Source organism: Geomonas azotofigens (assembly GCF_018919395.1).
GTDB classification, from domain to species: Bacteria; Desulfobacterota; Desulfuromonadia; order Geobacterales; family Geobacteraceae; genus Geomonas; species Geomonas azotofigens.
In genome coordinates this window covers 558940-577748 of record NZ_JAHLME010000003.1, presented here as the reverse complement: position 1 = coordinate 577748, position 18809 = coordinate 558940, and the positions used below count along the sequence as shown (strand labels likewise).

15 protein-coding genes are annotated in these 18809 nt (G+C 63.6%); all 15 read right to left on the bottom strand.

The features are described from left to right. Window positions 1-26: 26 nt before the first annotated feature. A complete protein-coding gene (rsmA, locus tag KOL99_RS12350; RefSeq protein ID WP_236026075.1) occupies window positions 27-857 on the bottom strand; it encodes a 16S rRNA (adenine(1518)-N(6)/adenine(1519)-N(6))-dimethyltransferase RsmA in 831 nt (276 codons plus the stop codon). Next, window positions 857-1885 carry a tRNA (adenosine(37)-N6)-threonylcarbamoyltransferase complex transferase subunit TsaD gene (tsaD, locus tag KOL99_RS12345; protein WP_216510762.1) on the bottom strand — a complete coding sequence of 343 codons (1029 nt, stop codon included), beginning with the start codon at window positions 1883-1885 and terminating at the stop codon, window positions 857-859. The genes rsmA and tsaD overlap by 1 nt, the downstream gene beginning before the upstream one ends. Window positions 1886-1951: 66 nt before the next feature. Continuing rightward, window positions 1952-3274, bottom strand: a complete 1323-nt coding sequence (locus KOL99_RS12340) for a PhoH family protein (protein WP_216510761.1) — start codon at window positions 3272-3274, stop codon at window positions 1952-1954. A gap of 223 nt (window positions 3275-3497) precedes the next feature. Continuing rightward, window positions 3498-4634 carry an aminotransferase class V-fold PLP-dependent enzyme gene (locus KOL99_RS12335; protein WP_216510760.1) on the bottom strand — a complete coding sequence of 379 codons (1137 nt, stop codon included), beginning with the start codon at window positions 4632-4634 and terminating at the stop codon, window positions 3498-3500. A 53-nt stretch (window positions 4635-4687) separates the two neighbouring features. Further along, window positions 4688-5671 carry a DHH family phosphoesterase gene (locus tag KOL99_RS12330; RefSeq protein WP_216511130.1) on the bottom strand — a complete coding sequence of 328 codons (984 nt, stop codon included), beginning with the start codon at window positions 5669-5671 and terminating at the stop codon, window positions 4688-4690. Window positions 5672-5834: 163 nt separating this feature from the next. After that, window positions 5835-6218 (bottom strand): hypothetical protein, encoded by a 384-nt coding sequence (locus KOL99_RS12325; RefSeq protein WP_216510759.1) that lies wholly within the window; start codon window positions 6216-6218, stop codon window positions 5835-5837. 275 nt (window positions 6219-6493) lie between these two features. Then, window positions 6494-9115 (bottom strand): CBS domain-containing protein, encoded by a 2622-nt coding sequence (locus KOL99_RS12320; protein WP_216510758.1) that lies wholly within the window; start codon window positions 9113-9115, stop codon window positions 6494-6496. Beyond that, complete coding sequence (gene amrB, locus KOL99_RS12315; protein ID WP_216510757.1) at window positions 9115-9915, bottom strand: AmmeMemoRadiSam system protein B; 801 nt, start codon at window positions 9913-9915, stop codon at window positions 9115-9117. Before amrB ends, KOL99_RS12320 begins: the two co-directional genes overlap by 1 nt. 65 nt (window positions 9916-9980) lie before the next feature. Beyond that, a complete protein-coding gene (scpB, locus tag KOL99_RS12310) occupies window positions 9981-10640 on the bottom strand; it encodes an SMC-Scp complex subunit ScpB (protein ID WP_236026073.1) in 660 nt (219 codons plus the stop codon). A gap of 52 nt (window positions 10641-10692) precedes the next feature. Further along, complete coding sequence (locus tag KOL99_RS12305) at window positions 10693-11547, bottom strand: segregation and condensation protein A (RefSeq protein ID WP_236026071.1); 855 nt, start codon at window positions 11545-11547, stop codon at window positions 10693-10695. Between the two features lie 153 nt (window positions 11548-11700). Beyond that, window positions 11701-12684 (bottom strand): tryptophan--tRNA ligase, encoded by a 984-nt coding sequence (gene trpS, locus KOL99_RS12300; protein ID WP_216510756.1) that lies wholly within the window; start codon window positions 12682-12684, stop codon window positions 11701-11703. Window positions 12685-12715: 31 nt separating this feature from the next. Further along, window positions 12716-13399, bottom strand: a complete 684-nt coding sequence (locus KOL99_RS12295; RefSeq protein ID WP_216510755.1) for a site-2 protease family protein — start codon at window positions 13397-13399, stop codon at window positions 12716-12718. A 136-nt stretch (window positions 13400-13535) separates the two neighbouring features. Beyond that, window positions 13536-14432 (bottom strand): DMT family transporter, encoded by an 897-nt coding sequence (locus KOL99_RS12290; RefSeq protein WP_216510754.1) that lies wholly within the window; start codon window positions 14430-14432, stop codon window positions 13536-13538. Window positions 14433-14586: 154 nt separating this feature from the next. Continuing rightward, window positions 14587-17550 carry an AAA family ATPase gene (locus KOL99_RS12285; protein WP_216510753.1) on the bottom strand — a complete coding sequence of 988 codons (2964 nt, stop codon included), beginning with the start codon at window positions 17548-17550 and terminating at the stop codon, window positions 14587-14589. Next, entirely contained in the window at window positions 17541-18806 is a 1266-nt protein-coding gene (locus tag KOL99_RS12280) for a metallophosphoesterase family protein (protein ID WP_216510752.1), read from the bottom strand. The genes KOL99_RS12285 and KOL99_RS12280 overlap by 10 nt, the downstream gene beginning before the upstream one ends. Between the last annotated feature and the right edge of the window lie 3 nt (window positions 18807-18809).

Below are 18809 nucleotides of genomic sequence, written 5' to 3'. Positions count from 1 at the left end.
TTCTTATATAGCATACTCATGTGTGTTTATGCCAGAGTTTTCCCGGAGCACAAGTCCCTGGAGAGCGCCGCGAATTCTTCCAGCGACAGGGTTTCCCCGCGCCGCAGTCCGTCGATACCGCAGCGGGAGAGCGCGGCGGAGAGGAGGCCGTCGCCGTCGTCGAAACCCGCCGAGCGCAGCGAGTTCAACAGGGTCTTCCTGCGCTGGTTGAAGGCTCCCTTCACCACGCGGCGAAACAGTTCCTCGTCTCCCACTTCGACCCGCGGCGCAGCCAGCGGCGTGAAGGTGAGTACCGCCGAGTCGACCTTGGGGACGGGACGGAAGGAACCCGGCCTCACGATGAACTCCCGGCGGATGTCAAAGTGGAGCCTGAGCAGCACGGTGAGGGCGCCGTAGTCCTTGCAGGCGGGAGGGGCGGTGAGGCGGTCCCCCACCTCCTTTTGCAGCATGAGCACGAGGGATTCGAAGAGGTCGCAGTGCTCCATGAACTTGAAGAGCACCTGCGAGGAAATGTTGTAGGGGAGGTTCGCGGCGACCTTCCACTTCCGCCCCGGAGCGCGGCTGGTGAGGATCTGGGGAAGGTCCACCCTCAGGATATCGCCGTGGCCGATCTCGACGCGGTCATTGCCGGCGAACTCGGCGTTCAGCAAGGGAATCAGCTCGCGGTCCCACTCGACCGCCACGAAACGCGCGCCGCTGGCCACCAGGAGCCGGGAGAGCGCCCCCCTCCCCGGACCGACCTCGAGGATACAGTCGTCGCTGGCGGGCGCCACGCAGGAAACGATGCGGTGCAGCACGTTGTCGTCCACCAGGAAGTTCTGGCCGAACTCCTTCTTGGCCTTGATCTTTTTTTCCATCACTTCCCTCCCTGGAAACGTGCGGCAAGTTTGTCGAGCGGCCAGACCGGGAGGGCGTCCAGGTCGAATCCGCTTTGGTAGCCGGCACCCAGGTAGAAATCGCCGGGAACCGCGATCATGGCGGCGTTGTCGGCGCACAGCTTCGGTGAGGGGATGGAAAGTTCCACCCCGTTCGCATGGGCGTACTCGGCCATGGAGCGGCGCAGGCCGCTGTTGCAGGCGACCCCGCCCGCGACCACCAGCCGCTTGATCCCGGTCTGCGCGACGGCGGCGGCGGTCTTCTTGGTAAGCACCTCGCAGACCGCGGCCTGAAAGGATGCAGCAAGGTCGTTGATGCCCGCCTCCTTCGCCTCCGGGTGCTTGCTGACATGGGTGAGCACGGCGGTCTTTAGCCCGGAGAAGCTGAAGTTGAAGGTCCCGTCGTGCAGCAGCGGGCGCGGGAACTTGATGGCGTGCGGATCCCCCCCGGCCGCCAGCCGGTCTATGGCCACGCCGCCGGGGTACGGCAGGCCGATCAGCTTGGCCACCTTGTCGAACGCCTCACCGGCCGCGTCATCCACCGTCTGCCCGAGGGTCGTGTAGCGGCCGATGCCGTCAACCCGGTACAGGTGCGAGTGCCCCCCGGACACCGCCAGCGCGATGAAGGGGAACTCGACCGGACGTTCCAGGAAGACGGCCAAAAGGTGCCCCTCGATGTGGTTCACCCCGACGAGCGGGATGTTCCTGCCAAAGGAGATCCCCTTGGCGGCGGAAACGCCCACCAGGAGCGCGCCGGCGAGGCCGGGCCCCTGGGTCACGGCCACCCCCTCGACGTCGGCGATCGCCACCCCGGCTTCCTGGAGCGCCTGCTCCACCACGACGGAGACGGCCTCCAGGTGCTGCCGCGAGGCGATTTCGGGGACCACCCCGCCGTACTCGGCATGGGTGGTGATCTGGCTCGCCACGATGCTGGAGAGCACCGTCCTGCCGTCTTTCACCACCGCGGCCGCGGTTTCGTCACATGAAGATTCCAGCGCAAGTAAAAGCATAAAAAAATAGAGAGGGCACCAGCAGCGTGCCCCCTTTTTTCTCCCGTTCTAAGGTTGTCGCGTCAACTACAGCAGGTTCGCGGCCAGTTCGGCCAGGTCGCTGCGTTCCCCCTTGGTCATGGTGACGTGGCTGGAGATGGTCTGCTCCTTCAGCCGCTCGACCACGTAGGTGAGGCCGTTGCTCTCGGCATCCACGTAGGGGTTGTCGATCTGGTACGGGTCGCCGGTCAGGATGATCTTGGTCCCCTCGCCGGCGCGGGTGACGATGGTCTTGATCTCGTGCGGAGTCAGGTTCTGCGCCTCGTCGACGATCATGTACTGGTTCGGGATGGAGCGCCCCCTGATGTAGGTGAGCGGCTCGATCTCGAGGATCCCCATCGCCATCAGCTCCTTGTACCCCTTGCTGTGGCGCTTCTCCCCTTCGTGCCCGCTCAGGAGGAGTTCGACGTTGTCGAAGATCGGCTGCATCCAGGGAGAGAGCTTCTCCTCGATGTCGCCGGGAAGAAAACCGAGGTCGCGCCCCATCGGGAATACCGGGCGCGATACCAGCAGGCGGTTGTAGATGTTCTCCTCGGCGGTCTTTTGCAGGCCGGCCGCTATGGCGAGCAGGGTCTTGCCGGTGCCCGCCTTCCCCACCAGGGTGACGATCTTTATGTTGTCGTCCAAAAGGGCGTCGAGCGCCAGGGACTGCTCCAGGTTCCTCGGGAACAGGCTCCAGACCCCTTCCTTGTCCAGCTTGACCAGCGGCACCATCCTGCGCGAGACGTGGTCGAAGCGCCCCACCGCGCTGTGGGAGGGGTTCCCCGTCTCGGTGAGAAGCAGGTACTGGTTGGGGAGGTAGCCGTTATTGTCCATGTCGAGCCATCCCTGGCTGTAGAAGCGGTCGATGACATCGGCACCGGCCTCGAGCGTGGCGCAGCCGGTGTAGAGCTCGTCGATGGCGACCTTGTCGGACTCGTAATCCTGTGCCGCAAGCCCGAGGGCGTCGGCCTTGATGCGCAGGTTGGTATCCTTGGTGACCAGGATGACCGGCATCTCCTTCTGGGATTCCATGAGGTCCACGGCCACCGCCAGGATGCGGTTGTCGCCCCTCTCCTCGCGCAGCTCCGGCGGGAGCCGTTTCATCACCTTTTCCTCGTAGATCTCGATCTTCAAGGTGCCGCCGTTTTCCAGGTCGAGCCCCTGCGAGAGGGACCCCTCCTTGCGGAAGGCATCCATGAGCCGGGACACCTGGCGGGCGTTGCGGCCGGTCTCGTTCATGTCCTTCTTGAACCGGTCGATTTCCTCGATAACCGTGATGGGTATGATGATGGAGTTGTCTTCGAACTTGGTAAGAGCCTGCGGGTCGTACAGAAGTACATTTGTATCAAGAACATAGATTTTCTTCATATCCACTCCCTGTACGTTGCTGCCTTCAGATATACCGAATTCCTCATCCCTGACCAACAAAGCTGAACTTTTCGTAGTATCCCCTTCCACGGCCCGATCGCCGTCTATTGCTCGTAATTTGTAGGGGCGAATCATCATTCGCCCGTCCCACCGGCACCCTTCGCAGCTATACCGGCTGCCGGGTGCTTATGGGATGCCCGCCGCTAATGAGCGGGCGGAACGCTCATGATAGTATCTCACGCAGCGCCTTAATAAAAAAGTCGATATCCGCTTCAGTGTTGAAAAAGCCGGGGCTGACCCTCACGGTCCCCTCGGGGAAGCTGCCGATGCTGCGGTGCACGTCCGGCGCGCAGTGCAGGCCGACCCGCACGCTGATGTCGTATTCGCTGTCGAGGAGGTAGCCGAGGGCTGCCGGGTCGTGCCCTTCGACGTTGAAGGAGACGGCGGCGCCCCGCTCCCCCCCGAGCGGGCCGTACAGCCGGACACCGGCGATGCCCGAGAGCCCTTCAAGGAGCCGGTCGACCAGGGCGGTCTCCCGGGCGCGGATCACGTCGAGGCCGGTCGCCTCGATGAACTCGAGCCCCGCCTTCAGTCCGGCGATGGCCGGGGTGTTGATGGTACCGCTCTCCAGCCGCTCCGGCATCTGCTCCGGGGGCTCGGGGTTACTCGCGCTGCCGCCGGTGCCGCCGACCTGAAGCGGCTCCAGGGTTACGCCGGGGGCGACCGCGAGGATGCCGGTGCCGGGAGGGCCGTAAAGCCCCTTATGGCCGGGCGCGGCCAGGAGGTCTATCCCTGTCTGCTCGACATCGATGGGGAAAAAACCGGCGCTTTGCGCCGCGTCCACCAGGAAGAGTGCGCCCCCCTGACGGGCGACCCGCGCGATCTCCGCGATGGGCTGTACCGCGCCGGTCACGTTGGAGCAGTGCGCGAGAGCGACCAGCTTGGTGTTGGGGCGCATGGCGCGGGCGATGTCGTGCTCGGACACCACGCCGCGGGCGTCCGAGGCCACGAAGGTCACCTCGACGCCGCGCTTGGCCGCCAGGTGCAACGGGCGCGACAGCGCGTTGTGCTCGACGCTGGTGGAGACCACATGGTCGCCGGGCTTCAAAAGTCCGAACACCGCGATGTTGATCGACTCGGTTGCGCTGTGGGTGAAGACGAGGCGGGAGGAGTCCGAGACCCCGAAAAAGCGGGCGAGCGCGGAGCGTGTTTCGTAGACAATACGGGCGGCGGCGAGCGACTGGCGGTACCCTCCCCTGCCCGGAGCGACACCGATTTCCCGCATGGCAGCGTCCATCGCCTGGTAGACGGCATCCGGTTTTGGGAATGAAGTCGCTGCGTTATCTAGGAATACGGACATACCGTATTTACTAGCATTTTAAGGGGGCTTTGGCAACCGCTTTCATGAATTGTTTACGGGACTAAGGCTAATGGAGGATCGGTCACGCCGAGCTCGGACAGGAACCTCTCGGTGAGCACCGCTTCGAGTTCGGCCACCCTGCCGATGGCCACGTTGTCGATCTTCCCACCCGCCATCATGCCGTGTCCGCCGGCGGTGCCGATCCCCGCCACGAGCTTCCGGATCAGCTCGCCGGCGTTGATCTCCTCACTGGTGGTCCGGATGGAGAGGACCAGTTCCTGGCTGTAGTGCCCAAGGCACAAAACGGTCTCGGTTCCTTCCAGCCGCACCAGGAGGTCGGCCAGTTCGGACACCACCTCCGGGAACTGCACCCCGTCCAGGGAGGCGACCAGCACGTTGCCGTAGAGGCTTGCGTGCTCCAGGGCGCTGTGCAGCGCGATGAAGTATTCGCGCGGCAGGTTGGGCCGGGTGATGCTGTTCAACAGGGTCTTGTTGGCCAGGGGGAAGAGAACCAGGTAGGCCTCGCGGTCCGGCCGGGTCGCCTCCCGCCCCAGGTCCTGGGTTTCCGACTTGATGGCGTAGAAGAGCGCCGTGGCGAGCTTGGTCCCTACCGAGACCCCCTGCACCTTCAGGTATTCGTAGAGGATGGTGGCGGTGGTGCCGTAGTTGGGGCGGATGTCAACCCAGCGGCAGGAGGCGCTTCGCTCGCGCATGGGATGGTGGTCGATGACGATATCGGCGCGCACGTCGGGGGGAAGCGAGTTGTTGCCGGTGCCGGGCTGGGTGTCCAGCAGGCAGATCACGGGGAAGGCCTTGAAGTCGATCAGCGGGAACGGGGTGAGCGGGATCTGCAGCAGCTTGGCCATGGCGAGGTTCTCGCTCCTGCCGATCATGCCGGAGAAGGCGATCACCGCCTCGCGGTTCAGCCGGACCGCGAACAGGTGTCTGAGCGCCATGGCGGAGGCGAGCGAATCGGGGTCGGGATTGTCGTGCACGACGATGAGAATGCGTCCCCGGCCGCTGACCCAGGTGAGCATGGCATCGGTATAGGCGAGCAAATCGGAGCGAGTTTCAATTTCCGCCAATGGGCACCCCCGGTTGGTGAGCTGCAAACCCGTGAAGTTTATCCCACGCCCGGCGCGGGTGCAAAAAAAAAGGGAGGCCGGAGCCTCCCTTGGGTGTGATGTGAAAAGGTGTGGGTCAGAACTTGCCGCGCAGCAGTTCGGCCATGGCCACGATGTTGCTCTGCCCCTTGACGTTTCCTTCCCTGAATTCCGGGTGGATGGTGGGGATCGCGAACTTCACCTTGCCGTTTTCGTACTCGGCCAGGGACTTGGAGGTGGTGATGGCACCGTAGACCGCTCCGACGATGACACCGATGCCCGCGCCGATGCCGACGTTTTGCAGGTGGTCGCCAGGTTTGTCCGTGAAAGCAAGCATGGCCGCACCGACCAGTCCGCCGGCGAGGCCGCCGTACAGAGAATCCTCGAAGATGGTCTTCATGGCGTTTTCTTCGGCGAGACAGGGAGTTGCCATTGAGAGGAGGGTTATCACGATGGCCACGGCGCGCTTCAGGTTCTTCATACGATCCCCTTTTCCGGTTTTTGCAGTGAGTCGCCGTCTACCGTGCAAATCAGGGGCCAAAACATGATGACGGAGGCCACAGAGGGGGCAACCTACCGAATCCACGAGAAAAACGGTCAAGTGCCGTGGGGAGGGAACCAATGAGAAGAGCGGGGGGAAGTCCTTTAATGTGCTCTAAACGCCTCACATCACAGGGGCTTGTGACGAAAAACGTTATTTCCCGGCATTTTACGTCACCACCGCGAAAAGGCGGTGGTGTGGCAAAAACGCAACAGTCAGGGTTGCAGCTCGCGTACCAGCCGGATTTCATCGTCCTTGCTGGAAACCCTTCCGTTCATCCTGGCGCTCAACACCGCGTCCAACAGCTCCCGGTAGATCGGGCCCGGCTTGATGCCGAGCCGTTTCAGGTCCTCGCCGCCGACCAGGGGCTCCATGCCGTGCAACTTGGTGAAGTAAAGGGAGATGCAGCGCTTGGTCTCGGGGTTGCCGCTTTTGGCCATGTGGTAGAGCAGGATCTCGACGCTCAGCCCGCGCAGGGTGAAGTAGATCTCGCTATTCTCCAAACGCTCCTGCCGCGCCAGCTTGCGCTCCAGCGCGCCGATCAGCTCATCGCCCTGAAGCCGCATCTCGGCCAGGTGGTCCCGCTGGTGCTCGCCGACCGCGAGCCTCGTGCAGGTGGCCCAGAACTGCTCGGGCGAGAGCACCTCGCACAGGGCGAGGAAATACACGGCCCAGCGCTCGTAGGGGCGCTCCAGGTACAGGAGATCGAACCAGGAGACGACGTAGCGCACCTCCTCGAGGGCGGCCTGCAGCTCTGGCGTCAGCTCGATGGAGGGGTGGATGAAGCGCAAAAGCCCCAGCGACGCCATGCGGGCGATCCCCTGCAGCGGTTCCTTTTCCCGCAGGATCTGCACCAGTTCCGAGAGGAGCCTCCTCCCCCCGAGCTTAACCAGGAAGTCCATCTTCACCGCGTTCTTGATCAGGTCCTCGGTGTGCTTGGCGATCTTGAAGTTGAGCCGCTGCTCGAAGCGGATGGCGCGGAAGACCCTGGTCGGGTCCTCGACGAAGGAGAGGTTGTGCAGCACCCGGATCACCTTGGCCTGCAAGTCGCGGTAGGCGCCGAAGTAGTCGATCAGCTTGCCGAAGGACTGGCTGTTGAGGGCGATGGCCAGGGTGTTCACGGTGAAGTCGCGGCGGTAGAGGTCCATTTTCAGCGAGGAACGCTCCACGGTGGGGAGCGCTCCCGGCGAGACGTAGTACTCGAGCCTGGTGCTGGCGACGTCGATCTTGAAGCCGTCGGGGAAGACAATGACCGCGGTGCCGAACTTCTCGTGGCTTTTCACGCGGCAGCCGTACTCCGCCGCGAAGGCCTCGGCGAAGATGATGCCGTCACCGTCCACGGTGACGTCGACATCGGAATTGCGCCGCCCAAGCAGCAGGTCGCGCACGAAGCCCCCCACCGCGTAGAGCGGGAGGTCGAGCCCGTCCGCCACCCGCCCCAGGTTGTGCAGGATCTCGACCGAACTCTTCGGGAGGTAGCGCCTCATCATCCCCTCGACCTCGCGGTTCTTCACCTGGATGGCGTCGCGCGACAGGTCGTAGATCGCCTCGCTACCCAGGCTGTAGCGCAGCAGGTCGGTGCGGGTGATCACCCCCACCAGTCGCCCCTGGTCGAGGACCGGCACCAGGCGGGAATCTCCCCCCACCATGTAGCTCTGGATTTCGCTGATGGGTGTCTCCGGCGTGGCGGCGTAGAACTCGGAGTGCATGTAGTCGGAAATCGGGACCGTGTTGAGGTTGTGGTAGAGCGCCTTCTCGACGGTTTTGCGGGAGATGATCCCCAGGACCTGGTCGCCCGAGAGCACCGGCATGGCGCTCACGTTGTAGCGCACCAGCCGCTCGCGCGCCTCCTCGATGGCGCAGTCGGGAGGAAGGGTCTTGACCGGCGAGGACATGATGCTGCGGGCGACGCGGATGGGGTCGACCCGCTTTTTCAGCACCTGATCCAACTGCTCGAGCACCTGGATCAGGGTGAGCCCGCGCACCGTGGCCGACGCGGCCGTGGCGTGCCCTCCCCCTCCCAGTTCGCGCAGGATTTCCCCTACCCGCACCTCGGGGATCCGGCTGCGGGCAACCACGAAGACGCGGTCCTGCATCCCGACCACCAGGAAGAGGACCTGCAGGTTCTCCATGTCGCGGATCATGTGCGCCAGCGATGCGATATCGCCGATGTAGCGATCGACCGAGGCGTGCGCCACCGAGACGTCCACCCCCTTGAGCGAGCTGGTCTTCAGGGAGGTGAGCAGGTCGTTCAGCAGCGAGACCTGCTCCACGGTCAACTCCCGGCCGATCGAGTCGGCGACCTCGTTCAACTGCGCGCCGCGCTCCAGGAGCCAGGCGGCGACCGCGTAGTCTTCGGCGGTGGTCGAGGGGAAGGTGAGGTTGCCGGTGTCCTCGTGGATGCCGAGCATCATCAAGGTGGCCTCGGCGGGGGTCACCTCGATGCCGCGCTGCATGAGCAAGGTGGCGAGGATGGTGGTCGTGGAGCCGCAGGGGCGGATGATGCCGCCATCGGGCTTGAGATCGCCGGAGGTGATGGGGTGGTGGTCGTAGATGATGAGTTCTACCGCGCCACCTTGGGCCAACTCCCCGAACTTGGCGAGCCGCGTGGAGTGCTGGCAGTCGACGACTATGAGGCGGGTGACGGTGGAGAAGTCTATGTCCTTGATGCGGGCGGACTCGAATTCCGGGTGGGGCGCCTTCTGGAAGAAATCGCGCACCCCCTTTTCCTGCGCCCCCGAAAACACCAGGACCGCATCGGGGTGCAGCTTCTTGGCGGCTACCATGGAACCGATGCAGTCGAAATCGGCGTTGACGTGGGTGGTGATTATCTCCATCAGGAAACCGTGAGTGCGGCGTAGGCGACGACGCTATGCAGGTCGCCGTTCACCTCGCCGCTGGTGGCGTAGTGGACCAGTCGGCAGGACGTGGCTCCCATGATCTTGGCCGCCACCAGGAGAGCCGTGGCCGGGATGACGCCGCACATGGTGATGTTTTTTTCGCGGCAGACCTTCAAGAGCCCCTCCGGGTCAAGTTCGGCAAGGCGGGCCAGCGCCTGGTCGTCCTTCGCCTTGGCAGCGGCGGCGGATTCGTAGTGGGTCATGTCGGAACTCGCGACGATGAGCACGTCCTCGCCGTAGGCGGCGATGGCCCGGGCGATCCCCTCGCCCACCTGGGCGATCGAGGGGAAGTCGGGGAGCGCGAGGCAGAGGGCGGCGATGGAGACCCCGGGATTGCGGTACTGCAGGAAGGGAACCTGGACCTCAAGGGAGTGTTCGAAGCGGTGCGCCACCGGGTCCTCGCGGACCAGCGGGGCGTGTTCGAGGATAAGGTGCGACAGGCGCCGGTTCACCGGCACCGAACCCAGCGGCGTGAGCCATTCCGACTCGGGGGCGAGCGCGGCGGCCACCCCGACGCCGGTGTGGTTCGGCCCCAGGATCAGCACGGTGTCGGGGACTTCGACCGCGGCATAGGCCTTGCCGGCGACCTTGCCGGAATAGACGTAGCCCGCGTGCGGGGCGATGATGCCGATGACCTTTTGCGCCTCACCCGGGGGCACCATCTCCGCGAGCTCCCGGCGAAGCCGATCGGGGTCGCCGGCGTAGAACTTACCAGCTACTGCGGGTTGCCGTACCATACCAGCCTCCTTTTGCGGAAATGCTAATGAACAGCGCGCCAGGCAATATTCTAACTCAGCAGCGATTACCCTTCAATCGATTCCGGGGAGTCAATGGAATCAAGGGATTCAACAGGTGGCACAGAATCGGCGACGGGCGCGGAGTCGGTGGTAACGGCCGAGCCCAGCGGGAGCGCCGGCTGGTCGGCGAAGGGATCGGGGGGCACCAGTTCCTGGATCTCCTTGAGGCTCGGGAGCTGGTTCAGGTCCTTCAAACCGAAGAGTTCCAGGAATTCGCGGCTGGTGCCGTAGATGAGCGGCTTGCCGGGGACGTCCTTCTTGCCCATGATGCGCAGCAGCTTTTTCTCCAGGAGGCTCTTCATGACCCCGCCGGAATCGACGCCGCGCAGGTATTCCACCTCGGCGCGGGTGATGGGCTGGCGATAGGCGACGATCGCGAGGGTTTCCAGGGCTGATTGGCTGAACTTGACCCCCTTGGTCTTGTTGAGGCGGCGGATGTAGTCGCCGTGCTCGGGGCGACTTCTCAGCTGGTAGCCGCCGGCAACCTGGATCAGGACGATGCCGCGCTCGGCGGTGTCGTAATCCTCGATCAGTTCATCAAGCGCGGCGCGGAGGTCGGCGCGGTCGTATTCCTCCAGGATGCCGGCCAGACGGTCCAAGGTGAGCGGCTGATCGTGGACGAACAGGATGCTTTCAACAATTCCTTTTAGCGACTTTCCCGACAACAGATGCCTCCGTAAATCTAAAAAACAAAAGCGGGCGAATGATTATTCGCCCCTACAGGTCGTTGTTGCCATCCTCAACATCAGCGCCCTTTGCTTCCGCCTTGGCTTCACCTTCACCTTCACCGTCAGATTCTTCTTCCTCGCTGGCAGCGAGGTGGAGCCAGATGGAGCCGTGGTTTTCCATCTGCACCACCTTGATCAGCTTCAGCTTGCACAGTTCCAGGATGGAAAGGAAGGTGACCACGAGGAGGTCGCGGGTCATGCCGGTGTTGAAGAGGGAGTCGAAGCAGACGGTCTTCTCGGCATGCAGCACCGAAAGCACCTCGCCGATGCGGTCGGCGATGGAGATGCCGTCGGCGACCACGTCGTGGAAGGTATCGACCGAGACACGGGCCAGCACCTTCTGGAAAGCCTCGATCAGCTCGAAGAGCTCGACATCGGCCGGCTCATCAACCGGCTCCAGCTCCCCCAGTTCGGGAGAATCGAACTTGCGGGCAAAGACCTCGCGCCCCAGGAGGTTGCGGCAGTTGAGCATCTGCGAGGCGTCACGGTAGCGCTGGTACTCCAGAAGGCGGCGCACCAGTTCCGCGCGGGGGTCCTCCACCTCGGCATCGCCATCCTCCTCCGGGGTCGCCGGCAGGAGCATGCGCGACTTGATCTGCAGCAGCGTCGCCGCCATGACGAGGAACTCCCCGGCGATGTCCAGGTTCAGCTCCTTCATGATCTCCATGTAGTCGAGGTACTGCCTGGTGATGGCAGCGATGGGGATGTTGTAGATGTCCACCTCGTTCTTTTTGATGAGGTGGAGCAGGAGGTCCAACGGTCCCTCGAACTCCTCGATCTGCACCCGGTAAGACTGCTCCAGTGCCTCGGAGAAAAGGTTGCTTTGCATCTCTTCCAGGGACAAAAAAACTCCTAAAACCTAAAAACTGTTCTATGTTCTACGTTCTATGTTCTACGTTACCAGCCGAAACATTCACGGCAGAGCCTGCCACCGCGACACAATTCGCATCTCAAAGGTTCAAACGCAGAACCTAGAACATAGAACGTAGAACATCTTCTAGACCTTCAGCGCGGCGCGGGCCTCGTCCATGGTCTGCTTGGCGACGACTTCCGCCTTGCGGCTCCCCTCGGCGAGCACTTCATCGACCAGACCCGGCTTCTCGGTCAGTTCCACGCGCTTCTCGCGGAACGGCGCCAGGGTGTCGACCATGGCCTGGGCCAGGATCTTCTTGCAGTCGACGCAGCCAAGCTGGGCGCTACGGCACCCTTCCACGATCTCGGCGCGCTTGTCGGCATCGACGTAGAGGGAGTGCAGGGTGAAGGCGACGCAGCGGTCGGGCTCGCCCGGGTCGCGTTTGAAGGGGCGCAAGGTGTCGGTGACCATGGACATGACCTTTTTCCTGGTCTCCTCGGCGTCGTCGGAAAGGAAGATGGCGTTGCCGTAGCTCTTGCTCATCTTGCGCCCGTCGATGCCGAGCACCTTGGGGGTCTCGGTCAAAAGCGCCGCCGGCTCCGGGAACACCTCGCCGTAGAGGTAGTTGAAGCGGCGGGCGATCTCGCGGGTGATCTCGAGATGCGGAATCTGGTCTTGGCCGACGGGGACGCGGGCCGCCTTGTACACGATGATGTCGGAAGCCATCAGCACCGGGTAGCCCAGGAAGCCGAAGGTGGAGAGGTCCTTGGTGGTCAGGTTATCCTGCATCTCCTTGTAGGTCGGATTGCGCTCCAGCCAGGAGACCGGGGTGATCATGGAGAGGATCAGGTTCAGCTCGGCGTGCTGCGGCACCCGGCTCTGCTTGAAGATCACGCTCTGCTCGGGGTCGATCCCGAAAGCGAGCCAGTCGAGCACCATCTCGTTGATGCTGTCCTGGATACCGTCCGTGCTGGCGTACTCGGTGGTCAGCGAGTGCCAGTCGGCGGCGAAGAAGAAGCACTCGAAGTTGCGCTGCAATTCCATCCAGTTGGACAGAACCCCGTGGTAGTGCCCCAGGTGCAGCTTTCCGGTAGGTCTCATGCCGCTAACGATACGGTTGTTGCTCATAGAATCGAACTCCTTTTTGGATTCTGCTCCCCTACCCTTTCATCATGAGCTTGGTGACACCGAAGACCAGGTTCGCGTAAGGACCGGCCAAGAGGTGCACGCCGAAATTGAGGGCGGGTGCAATAACATAGCTGAAAGCTTTGGTGAAAAACACCAAGGCAATGATGATGATCATGCCGAAGGGCTCCACCCTGGCGAGCGCCATGGACAGGCTGTAGGGCAGCACCCCGACCGCGACCCGACCGCCGTCCAGGGGAGGTATCGGGATCAGGTTGAACACGCCGAGCATCAGGTTGATGTAGACCGAGAACGCCAGCATCAGGGTGATGGGATCGGCGAAGGCGGCCATCATGGATCCCTCGGCGGCGCCCTGGGTGCCGGCTATGACGGCGCGCATGGCGACGGCCGAGACGGTCGCCAGGCAGAAGTTGGTGATGGGGCCGGCGGCGGCTACCCAGATCATGTCCCTCTTGGGATGACGCAGGTTGCCGAAATTGACCGGCACCGGCTTGGCCCACCCGATCCCGACCACGAAGATCATCAGCGTACCCAGGATGTCGAGATGTTTCAGTGGGTTGAGCGTCAGGCGCCCCAGGTATCTCGCCGTGTTGTCACCGAACCTGTCGGCGACCCAGCCATGCGACACCTCGTGGCAGGTAATTGCCATCAACGCGGGAACCAGCATGATGGACAACTTGATGAAGAACTCTTCCATGTCTTCCTTTAAGCCGGGTTAGCTACAAGCCCTATGTCTCTAGCAGATCGCTCTTTGAAAGTCAACGATAGCAGGCGATTGGAAGGGAGCATCGTGCGGCAGAAGGGACAGGCTACGTTAGGTGCCTGTCCCCTCCTCATACCTCTGTCACCGTCTCGTGCCGTGCCTCGTGTCCCCATAGTTGCAGGATGAGCCCGCCAAAGAGGAGCACCGCGCCGCCGAAACCCTGCAGGGGGGTGATCCGCTCGCCAAGCAGGATCATGGACAGAAGCACGGTAATAAGCGGCTCCAGCATGCTGATGATGGAGGCGTTGGTGGCGCCGATCAGGCGCAGGCCGGCGAAGAACCCCATGACGCCAAAAAGGGTCGGGAACACGGCGATAGCGACGATGGAAAGCCAGCCCCGCGGGCTGAGGTCGAGGACCAGTTCGCCTTTGGCGGTGCCATAGCAGAGAAAGGCAAGCCCGGCGGCGGTGCAGACCCAGAGCGAGGTCACCATCGGGTCGATGTTCTTGAGGATCCGGTTGCCGATGATGATGTAGCAGCTGTAGATCACCGCCGCACCAAGGACCGAAAGCACCCCCGCCAGTTGCGCCCCCTCGAACGAGGCCCCCAGCAGCAAGACGAGCCCTACCGAGCAGACCACGAGCGCGATCCCCTTGGGAGCGTTGAAGCGCTCGTCGCCCACGATGAGAGCGAGGACCGTAACCAGGGCGGGATAGGTGTAAAGGAGCATTCCGGTAAGCGATGCGGGGAGGTAGTGGATGGCGTTGGCGTAGAGCCCGGACATGCCGCCATAGCCGACGGCTCCCATGAGGATGAGCTGCAGCGCGGTCCTGCGGTCAAGCGCACAGTTGATGCCGCGGGCGCGCAGGATGCCGAAGAGGAAGACACCGGCAAGGAGGAAACGCCCCGCCAGAACGGTGCTGATATTGGCGCCGCCGGTGAAGGCGCTTTTTATGAGGATGCCGAGCGTGGCGAATCCAGCCGCCGAGGCGACGATGAACCAGGCTCCACGATGCGTGTTATTCATGAATATAAATCCTTATCCCCCCTCCCCTTGCGGGAGGGGGGCAGGGGGTGGGGTAAGTTGCCCGCTCGTGGGCTCGCAAATGGCTAGGTCCCCTTCCGCCTGCGCGGACCGAAGCGCTGCGGCGCAGGCGCGTCAAGGGAGGGGGAGAAGTTGGCTAATCCAACTGAATGGTCTGATCGGTGATCTCGGTGAAACTCAGGTCGTGGCTTACCAGGAAGAGCTGGTCGTACCAGTGTTCGGTGACCTCCTCCTGCCCGACGTCAATGGCGCGGAACGCCTTGGCCAGGTTCTCGCGCCGTTCGGCGTCCAAATTCGAGGTGGGCTCGTCGAAGAAGGCGATGCGGGCGCCGATGGTCTGCAGCAGGGCCAGCCGCAGGGCCACCACCGCGCTCATCATCTGCCCCCCTGAGAGCTGGTCATCGCTGCGCTCCCTCATGGCGCCGTCCACCATGTCCTTCAGGACGATCTGGTAGTTGTCGCCCCAGAGGAGCTCCTCGTCGGACTCGCAGATGCTGCGGTAGATGCGATCGGCCCGGAAGCTGATCTCTTCTCGGAAACGCTCGGAAAGCTGCGCGGAGACGTTCTTGAACACCTGGTTGCGCAGGAACTTTACCAGGTCGGCCTGCTCCTTCAGTTTGTCGATGGCAGAGAGCTTCTGCTGAATTTCGGCGGCAACGGCGCGCAGCGCGGCGGTCTCTCCCTCCAGCCGGGTTACCCCTTCAGCGATGGCACCTAGCTCGGAGGTGAGCCTCGTCGCCGTCATCACCAGCTGTTCGCGCTCGTTTTTCACCGCCTCGTGCTGCTCGGCACGGTAATCCGCAACCAGCCCACCCAGCTCGGCCTGCTTGGCGGCCAGCGATGCCTTTACCTCTTGCAGGCGCGCCTGGTATTTCTCCAGCATCTCCTGGCGCTTGCCCAACTCTTCCGCCGACTTCTGGTTGGCTATGTAGCTGTCGCGTGCCGGCTGGAAACGGACCATTTCCTCCTCCGCATCCTTCACGCCACGCTCAACGTCGGCAAAGGCGGCGATCTCGGCTTTCCGGGCGCCGACCTCCGTCACGAGCGCGGCAAGCCGCCCGCTGTGCCTCGCCACGGACTGTTCGCGCAGGGCTGTCCGTTCCTGTGCGGCGGCAAGTTCGCGCTCCTTTTGTTCGAGCACCTCCCCCCGTGCGGACAGCTCGGCAAGTTTGCGGGCACATTCCTGAACCGGCTCACTCGCCAGCTTGACCCGCTCTTCCAGTGCCGTTTCCAACGTGGTGATGACCCGCTGCCAAGCGTCCGTCGTTTGGGCAAGCGCGTCCCGGCGCTGTTGCGGGGCCGCCGCCAGGTCGAGTTCCGCAACCGGCAAGCTGGAGAGCGAAACGGTGCCAATACATGCGGTTGCCAGCCACTCTTCAAGCGGCGCACGAAGCGCGGGAACAGCGATCTGCGCGTAATTGCGGCCGAACTCTTCTTCCTGTTTGGTCCGCTCCCGCCCGGCCTTGGTGAGCTCAAGGGCGACCTGCTCCATGCCCGCCAGTTCGCGAGCGGCCTGCTGCGCCGAACCGACCTGGGCAGCCAGTTCGACCGCCTCGCCGTCGAGCCCGGCGATCTCGTCATCGAGGGCGGCGATGCGGACTTCGAAGAGACCGGCGGGGTCCGCTCCCTGCAGGTTCTGGCACGGCTCCTGGAAGAAGGGACACGCGCCTGCGCCGATCTTGTCGCGCCCCTCGACCAGTGAATGCCTGCGCCCCGCCAACTCGGACCGGCGCGTCTGGATCTGCTCCAACCGTGCCTGGCGCGCGGCGAGTTGCTCCGCCTCAGCTTTGAGGGGGGCGGTACCGGCCAGGACACTCTCACGTTCCCGGATCTGCCGGTCGATCTCCTCGATCCGGCTGAGGGCGACGTTGAGGTAGGGCAGCGTGCCCTCCATGTTGTGCATGGGGAGTTTGCGGAACGCGGTTCGGCTTTGCTCCGCCGCAGCCAATCCCTGCGCCGCCACGGCCTCACGATTTTTCTGCTCCGCCAGGGCGGCCGCCAGGGCCTCCAGGTCGACCGTGAGGCGTTTGCGCTCCTCGTCCATGGACGCCTTGGCGAGCTCGAGTTCGCGGCTCTCCGCGTCCAGCATGGCCTGCACGCTCCCCTGTTCCTTTTCCAGGTCGGCGAGCTTCTTTTCCAGCAGGTGCTTTTGTTGCTGCCGTTCGCGCAGTTCCCTGAGCCTTGCCTCTGCCGCGTCGTACCCCTGCTTTCCGGCAGCCGCCTCGGCCAGCTGCGCCGCCGCCTGCCGGGATTGTTCGACCAAAAGCTGCTGGTTGGCGACGTAGTTCTTGCCGGAGTCGGCGCGCTCCTCGAACCCCTGGACCTCCTGCTGGACCGACTGGATCGCCTCTTTTTTCGTCTCGAGCGCGGTCAGTAACGCCGTGGCACGCTCAAGGTCCGCGTTCTTGGCCACCAACTCGGCCCGCTTGGTCTCCCCCAGCGCCAGCAGAGCGGCCAGTTCCTCTTCCTTGGCGGGAAGGACGGCGACCTGCTCGGACTTGCTATCGACCTCGGCCTGCAGCACGTCGAGCTTCGCCTTAATGGTGCTGGTCAAAACCTTCGTTTTATCTTGGGTCTTGCGCCAGGCATCGATGCCGAGGATCTCGTCGAAGGCATCCTGGCGCTTGGCGGGTTGCTTGATCACGAAGGGACCGAGGAAGTCGTTCTGGAAGGGGCCGATCACCAGCTTGAACTGCTCCGACAACGGCCGTCCGCCGGAGAGGCCGAGCAGTTGCGCGATGCGCGCCTCGGTCTCCTCCATGTTGGCATGTTCCTCGACTTCGAATTCGCCGCCCACCTCCTTGGCCAGGAGCCACTTCCCGGCGGTGCCCACGGTGCGGGTCACCCGGTACAGCTCGCCCGGCGCCGGCTCGAAGACCACGCCGATTTCACCGCGCTTGGTGCCGATGGTGAGGAAGCGATCCGCGTTTGAGACGAAGTCCTTGGCGTCGACGCCGAAAAGGGCGTAGCCGATGGCCTCGAAGATGGTGCTCTTGCCGGAACCGTTGGCGCCGGAAAGGACGTTGATCCCCGGCGAGAACACCAGTTCCTTGTCGCGGTGCGACTTGATGTTCTTGAGATGGACCGAGACTATGCGCACGATTCACCTCCCGCGGAAAGCAGGCTCAGCAATTCTTCGCCTTCCACGTCCCCCTTGAGCACCAGGTCGCGCAGCGCCAGGCTCAGGCGTGTCAGTTCGTCCACGCGCCCCTGGTACTGGCTATTGGCACCGATCAGCTCGCCAAGCACATCACGCTCGATCTCCGCGAGGCTCTTCTTGACCTTCTCCTCCCCTCCCCCGCCGGCAACGAGCGAGAGGTGGTTCTTGATCTCAAGGTGCAGCGGCTCGCAGATTTCGCACAGCGACGCGCGCAGGCGGTCGCGGCTCAGCTCGAAGGGGTGGAAGCCAACCTTGCCCACCAGGCGAACCTCGATGAGCGGTGCCCGGTCCCCCCCGCAGCCGGCAACCTTCTGTGCCATCTGGGCCTTGAACAGATCCAGGGCGTCCGTGGCGTTGCCCGCTCCGTCCAGGTTGGCGGTGACGACGAGCATCGGCCGCGGCGAGGTGCGGCGGAATTCATGCCGCACGGTGCCGTCCGGATCCAGCGCGGCCAGATAGTATCCCTTGTCGTAGCGCTCCTCCCCGAAGTTGACGCAGTCGGGCGAGCCAGGGTTGAAGGCGTAGGGGCGCCCGTCGGCGTCGGTGACGATGTAGGGCTTGTGCCCGTGCCCCAGTGCCACGTAGTCGAAGCATGCCGCCAAGGGCTGCGCCTCCTCGGGCTTGATGTTGCCGATCTCCACCGGAGAGTACGTCCAGACCCCGACGTGAAAGAGCAGGATGTTGCGCGTGGTGCAAAGGGCGTCGCAGATGCGCGGCACGTGGTTGCCGGCCTGGGAGCCGATGTAACCGAGGCCGTAGATGTTCACTCCCTTGACCTCGATATGCCCGCCGCTCCCCTGCTCCGGGTCGAAGGGGTCGAAAAGGTAGCCGCCGTCGCCGCTCCTGGAGGGACGCAGCAGGGAGATGTAACCCAACTGCGAGAGTGCTTCCATCCAGGAGACGCTGTCGCGGCGGTGGATCCAGTCGTGGTTTCCCTCGACGGCGAGACAGGGGATGCCGGCATCCTTCAATGGCTGCAGGATCTCGATGGTCTTGGCGAAGGTCTTGGGGAGGATCTGGCCGGTATGAAAGAGGTCGCCGCCGATGAGGACGAAGTCGACCTGCTCGCGCACCGCGTCGACCACGATGGCGGCGAAGGTGGTGAAGAAGTCCTGGTAACGCTGAGCGTCACAGCCTGAGGCGCGGTAGGTCTTGCCGAGATGGATGTCGGAGGTGTGGATGAAGCGAACGGGCATGGA

Coding starts and splice junctions, on each gene's coding strand:
- rsmA (WP_236026075.1), bottom strand. CDS start 857: ATGGAAAAAAAGATCAAGGCCAAGAAGGAGTTCGGCCAGAACTTCCTG.
- KOL99_RS12335 (WP_216510760.1), bottom strand. CDS start 4,634: ATGTCCGTATTCCTAGATAACGCAGCGACTTCATTCCCAAAACCGGAT.
- KOL99_RS12330 (WP_216511130.1), bottom strand. CDS start 5,671: ATGCTCACCTGGGTCAGCGGCCGGGGACGCATTCTCATCGTCGTGCAC.
- KOL99_RS12290 (WP_216510754.1), bottom strand. CDS start 14,432: ATGAATAACACGCATCGTGGAGCCTGGTTCATCGTCGCCTCGGCGGCT.
- KOL99_RS12325 (WP_216510759.1), bottom strand. CDS start 6,218: ATGAAGAACCTGAAGCGCGCCGTGGCCATCGTGATAACCCTCCTCTCA.
- KOL99_RS12280 (WP_216510752.1), bottom strand. CDS start 18,806: ATGCCCGTTCGCTTCATCCACACCTCCGACATCCATCTCGGCAAGACC.
- KOL99_RS12340 (WP_216510761.1), bottom strand. CDS start 3,274: ATGAAGAAAATCTATGTTCTTGATACAAATGTACTTCTGTACGACCCG.
- KOL99_RS12320 (WP_216510758.1), bottom strand. CDS start 9,115: ATGGAGATAATCACCACCCACGTCAACGCCGATTTCGACTGCATCGGT.
- trpS (WP_216510756.1), bottom strand. CDS start 12,684: ATGAGCAACAACCGTATCGTTAGCGGCATGAGACCTACCGGAAAGCTG.
- KOL99_RS12295 (WP_216510755.1), bottom strand. CDS start 13,399: ATGGAAGAGTTCTTCATCAAGTTGTCCATCATGCTGGTTCCCGCGTTG.
- amrB (WP_216510757.1), bottom strand. CDS start 9,915: ATGGTACGGCAACCCGCAGTAGCTGGTAAGTTCTACGCCGGCGACCCC.
- tsaD (WP_216510762.1), bottom strand. CDS start 1,885: ATGCTTTTACTTGCGCTGGAATCTTCATGTGACGAAACCGCGGCCGCG.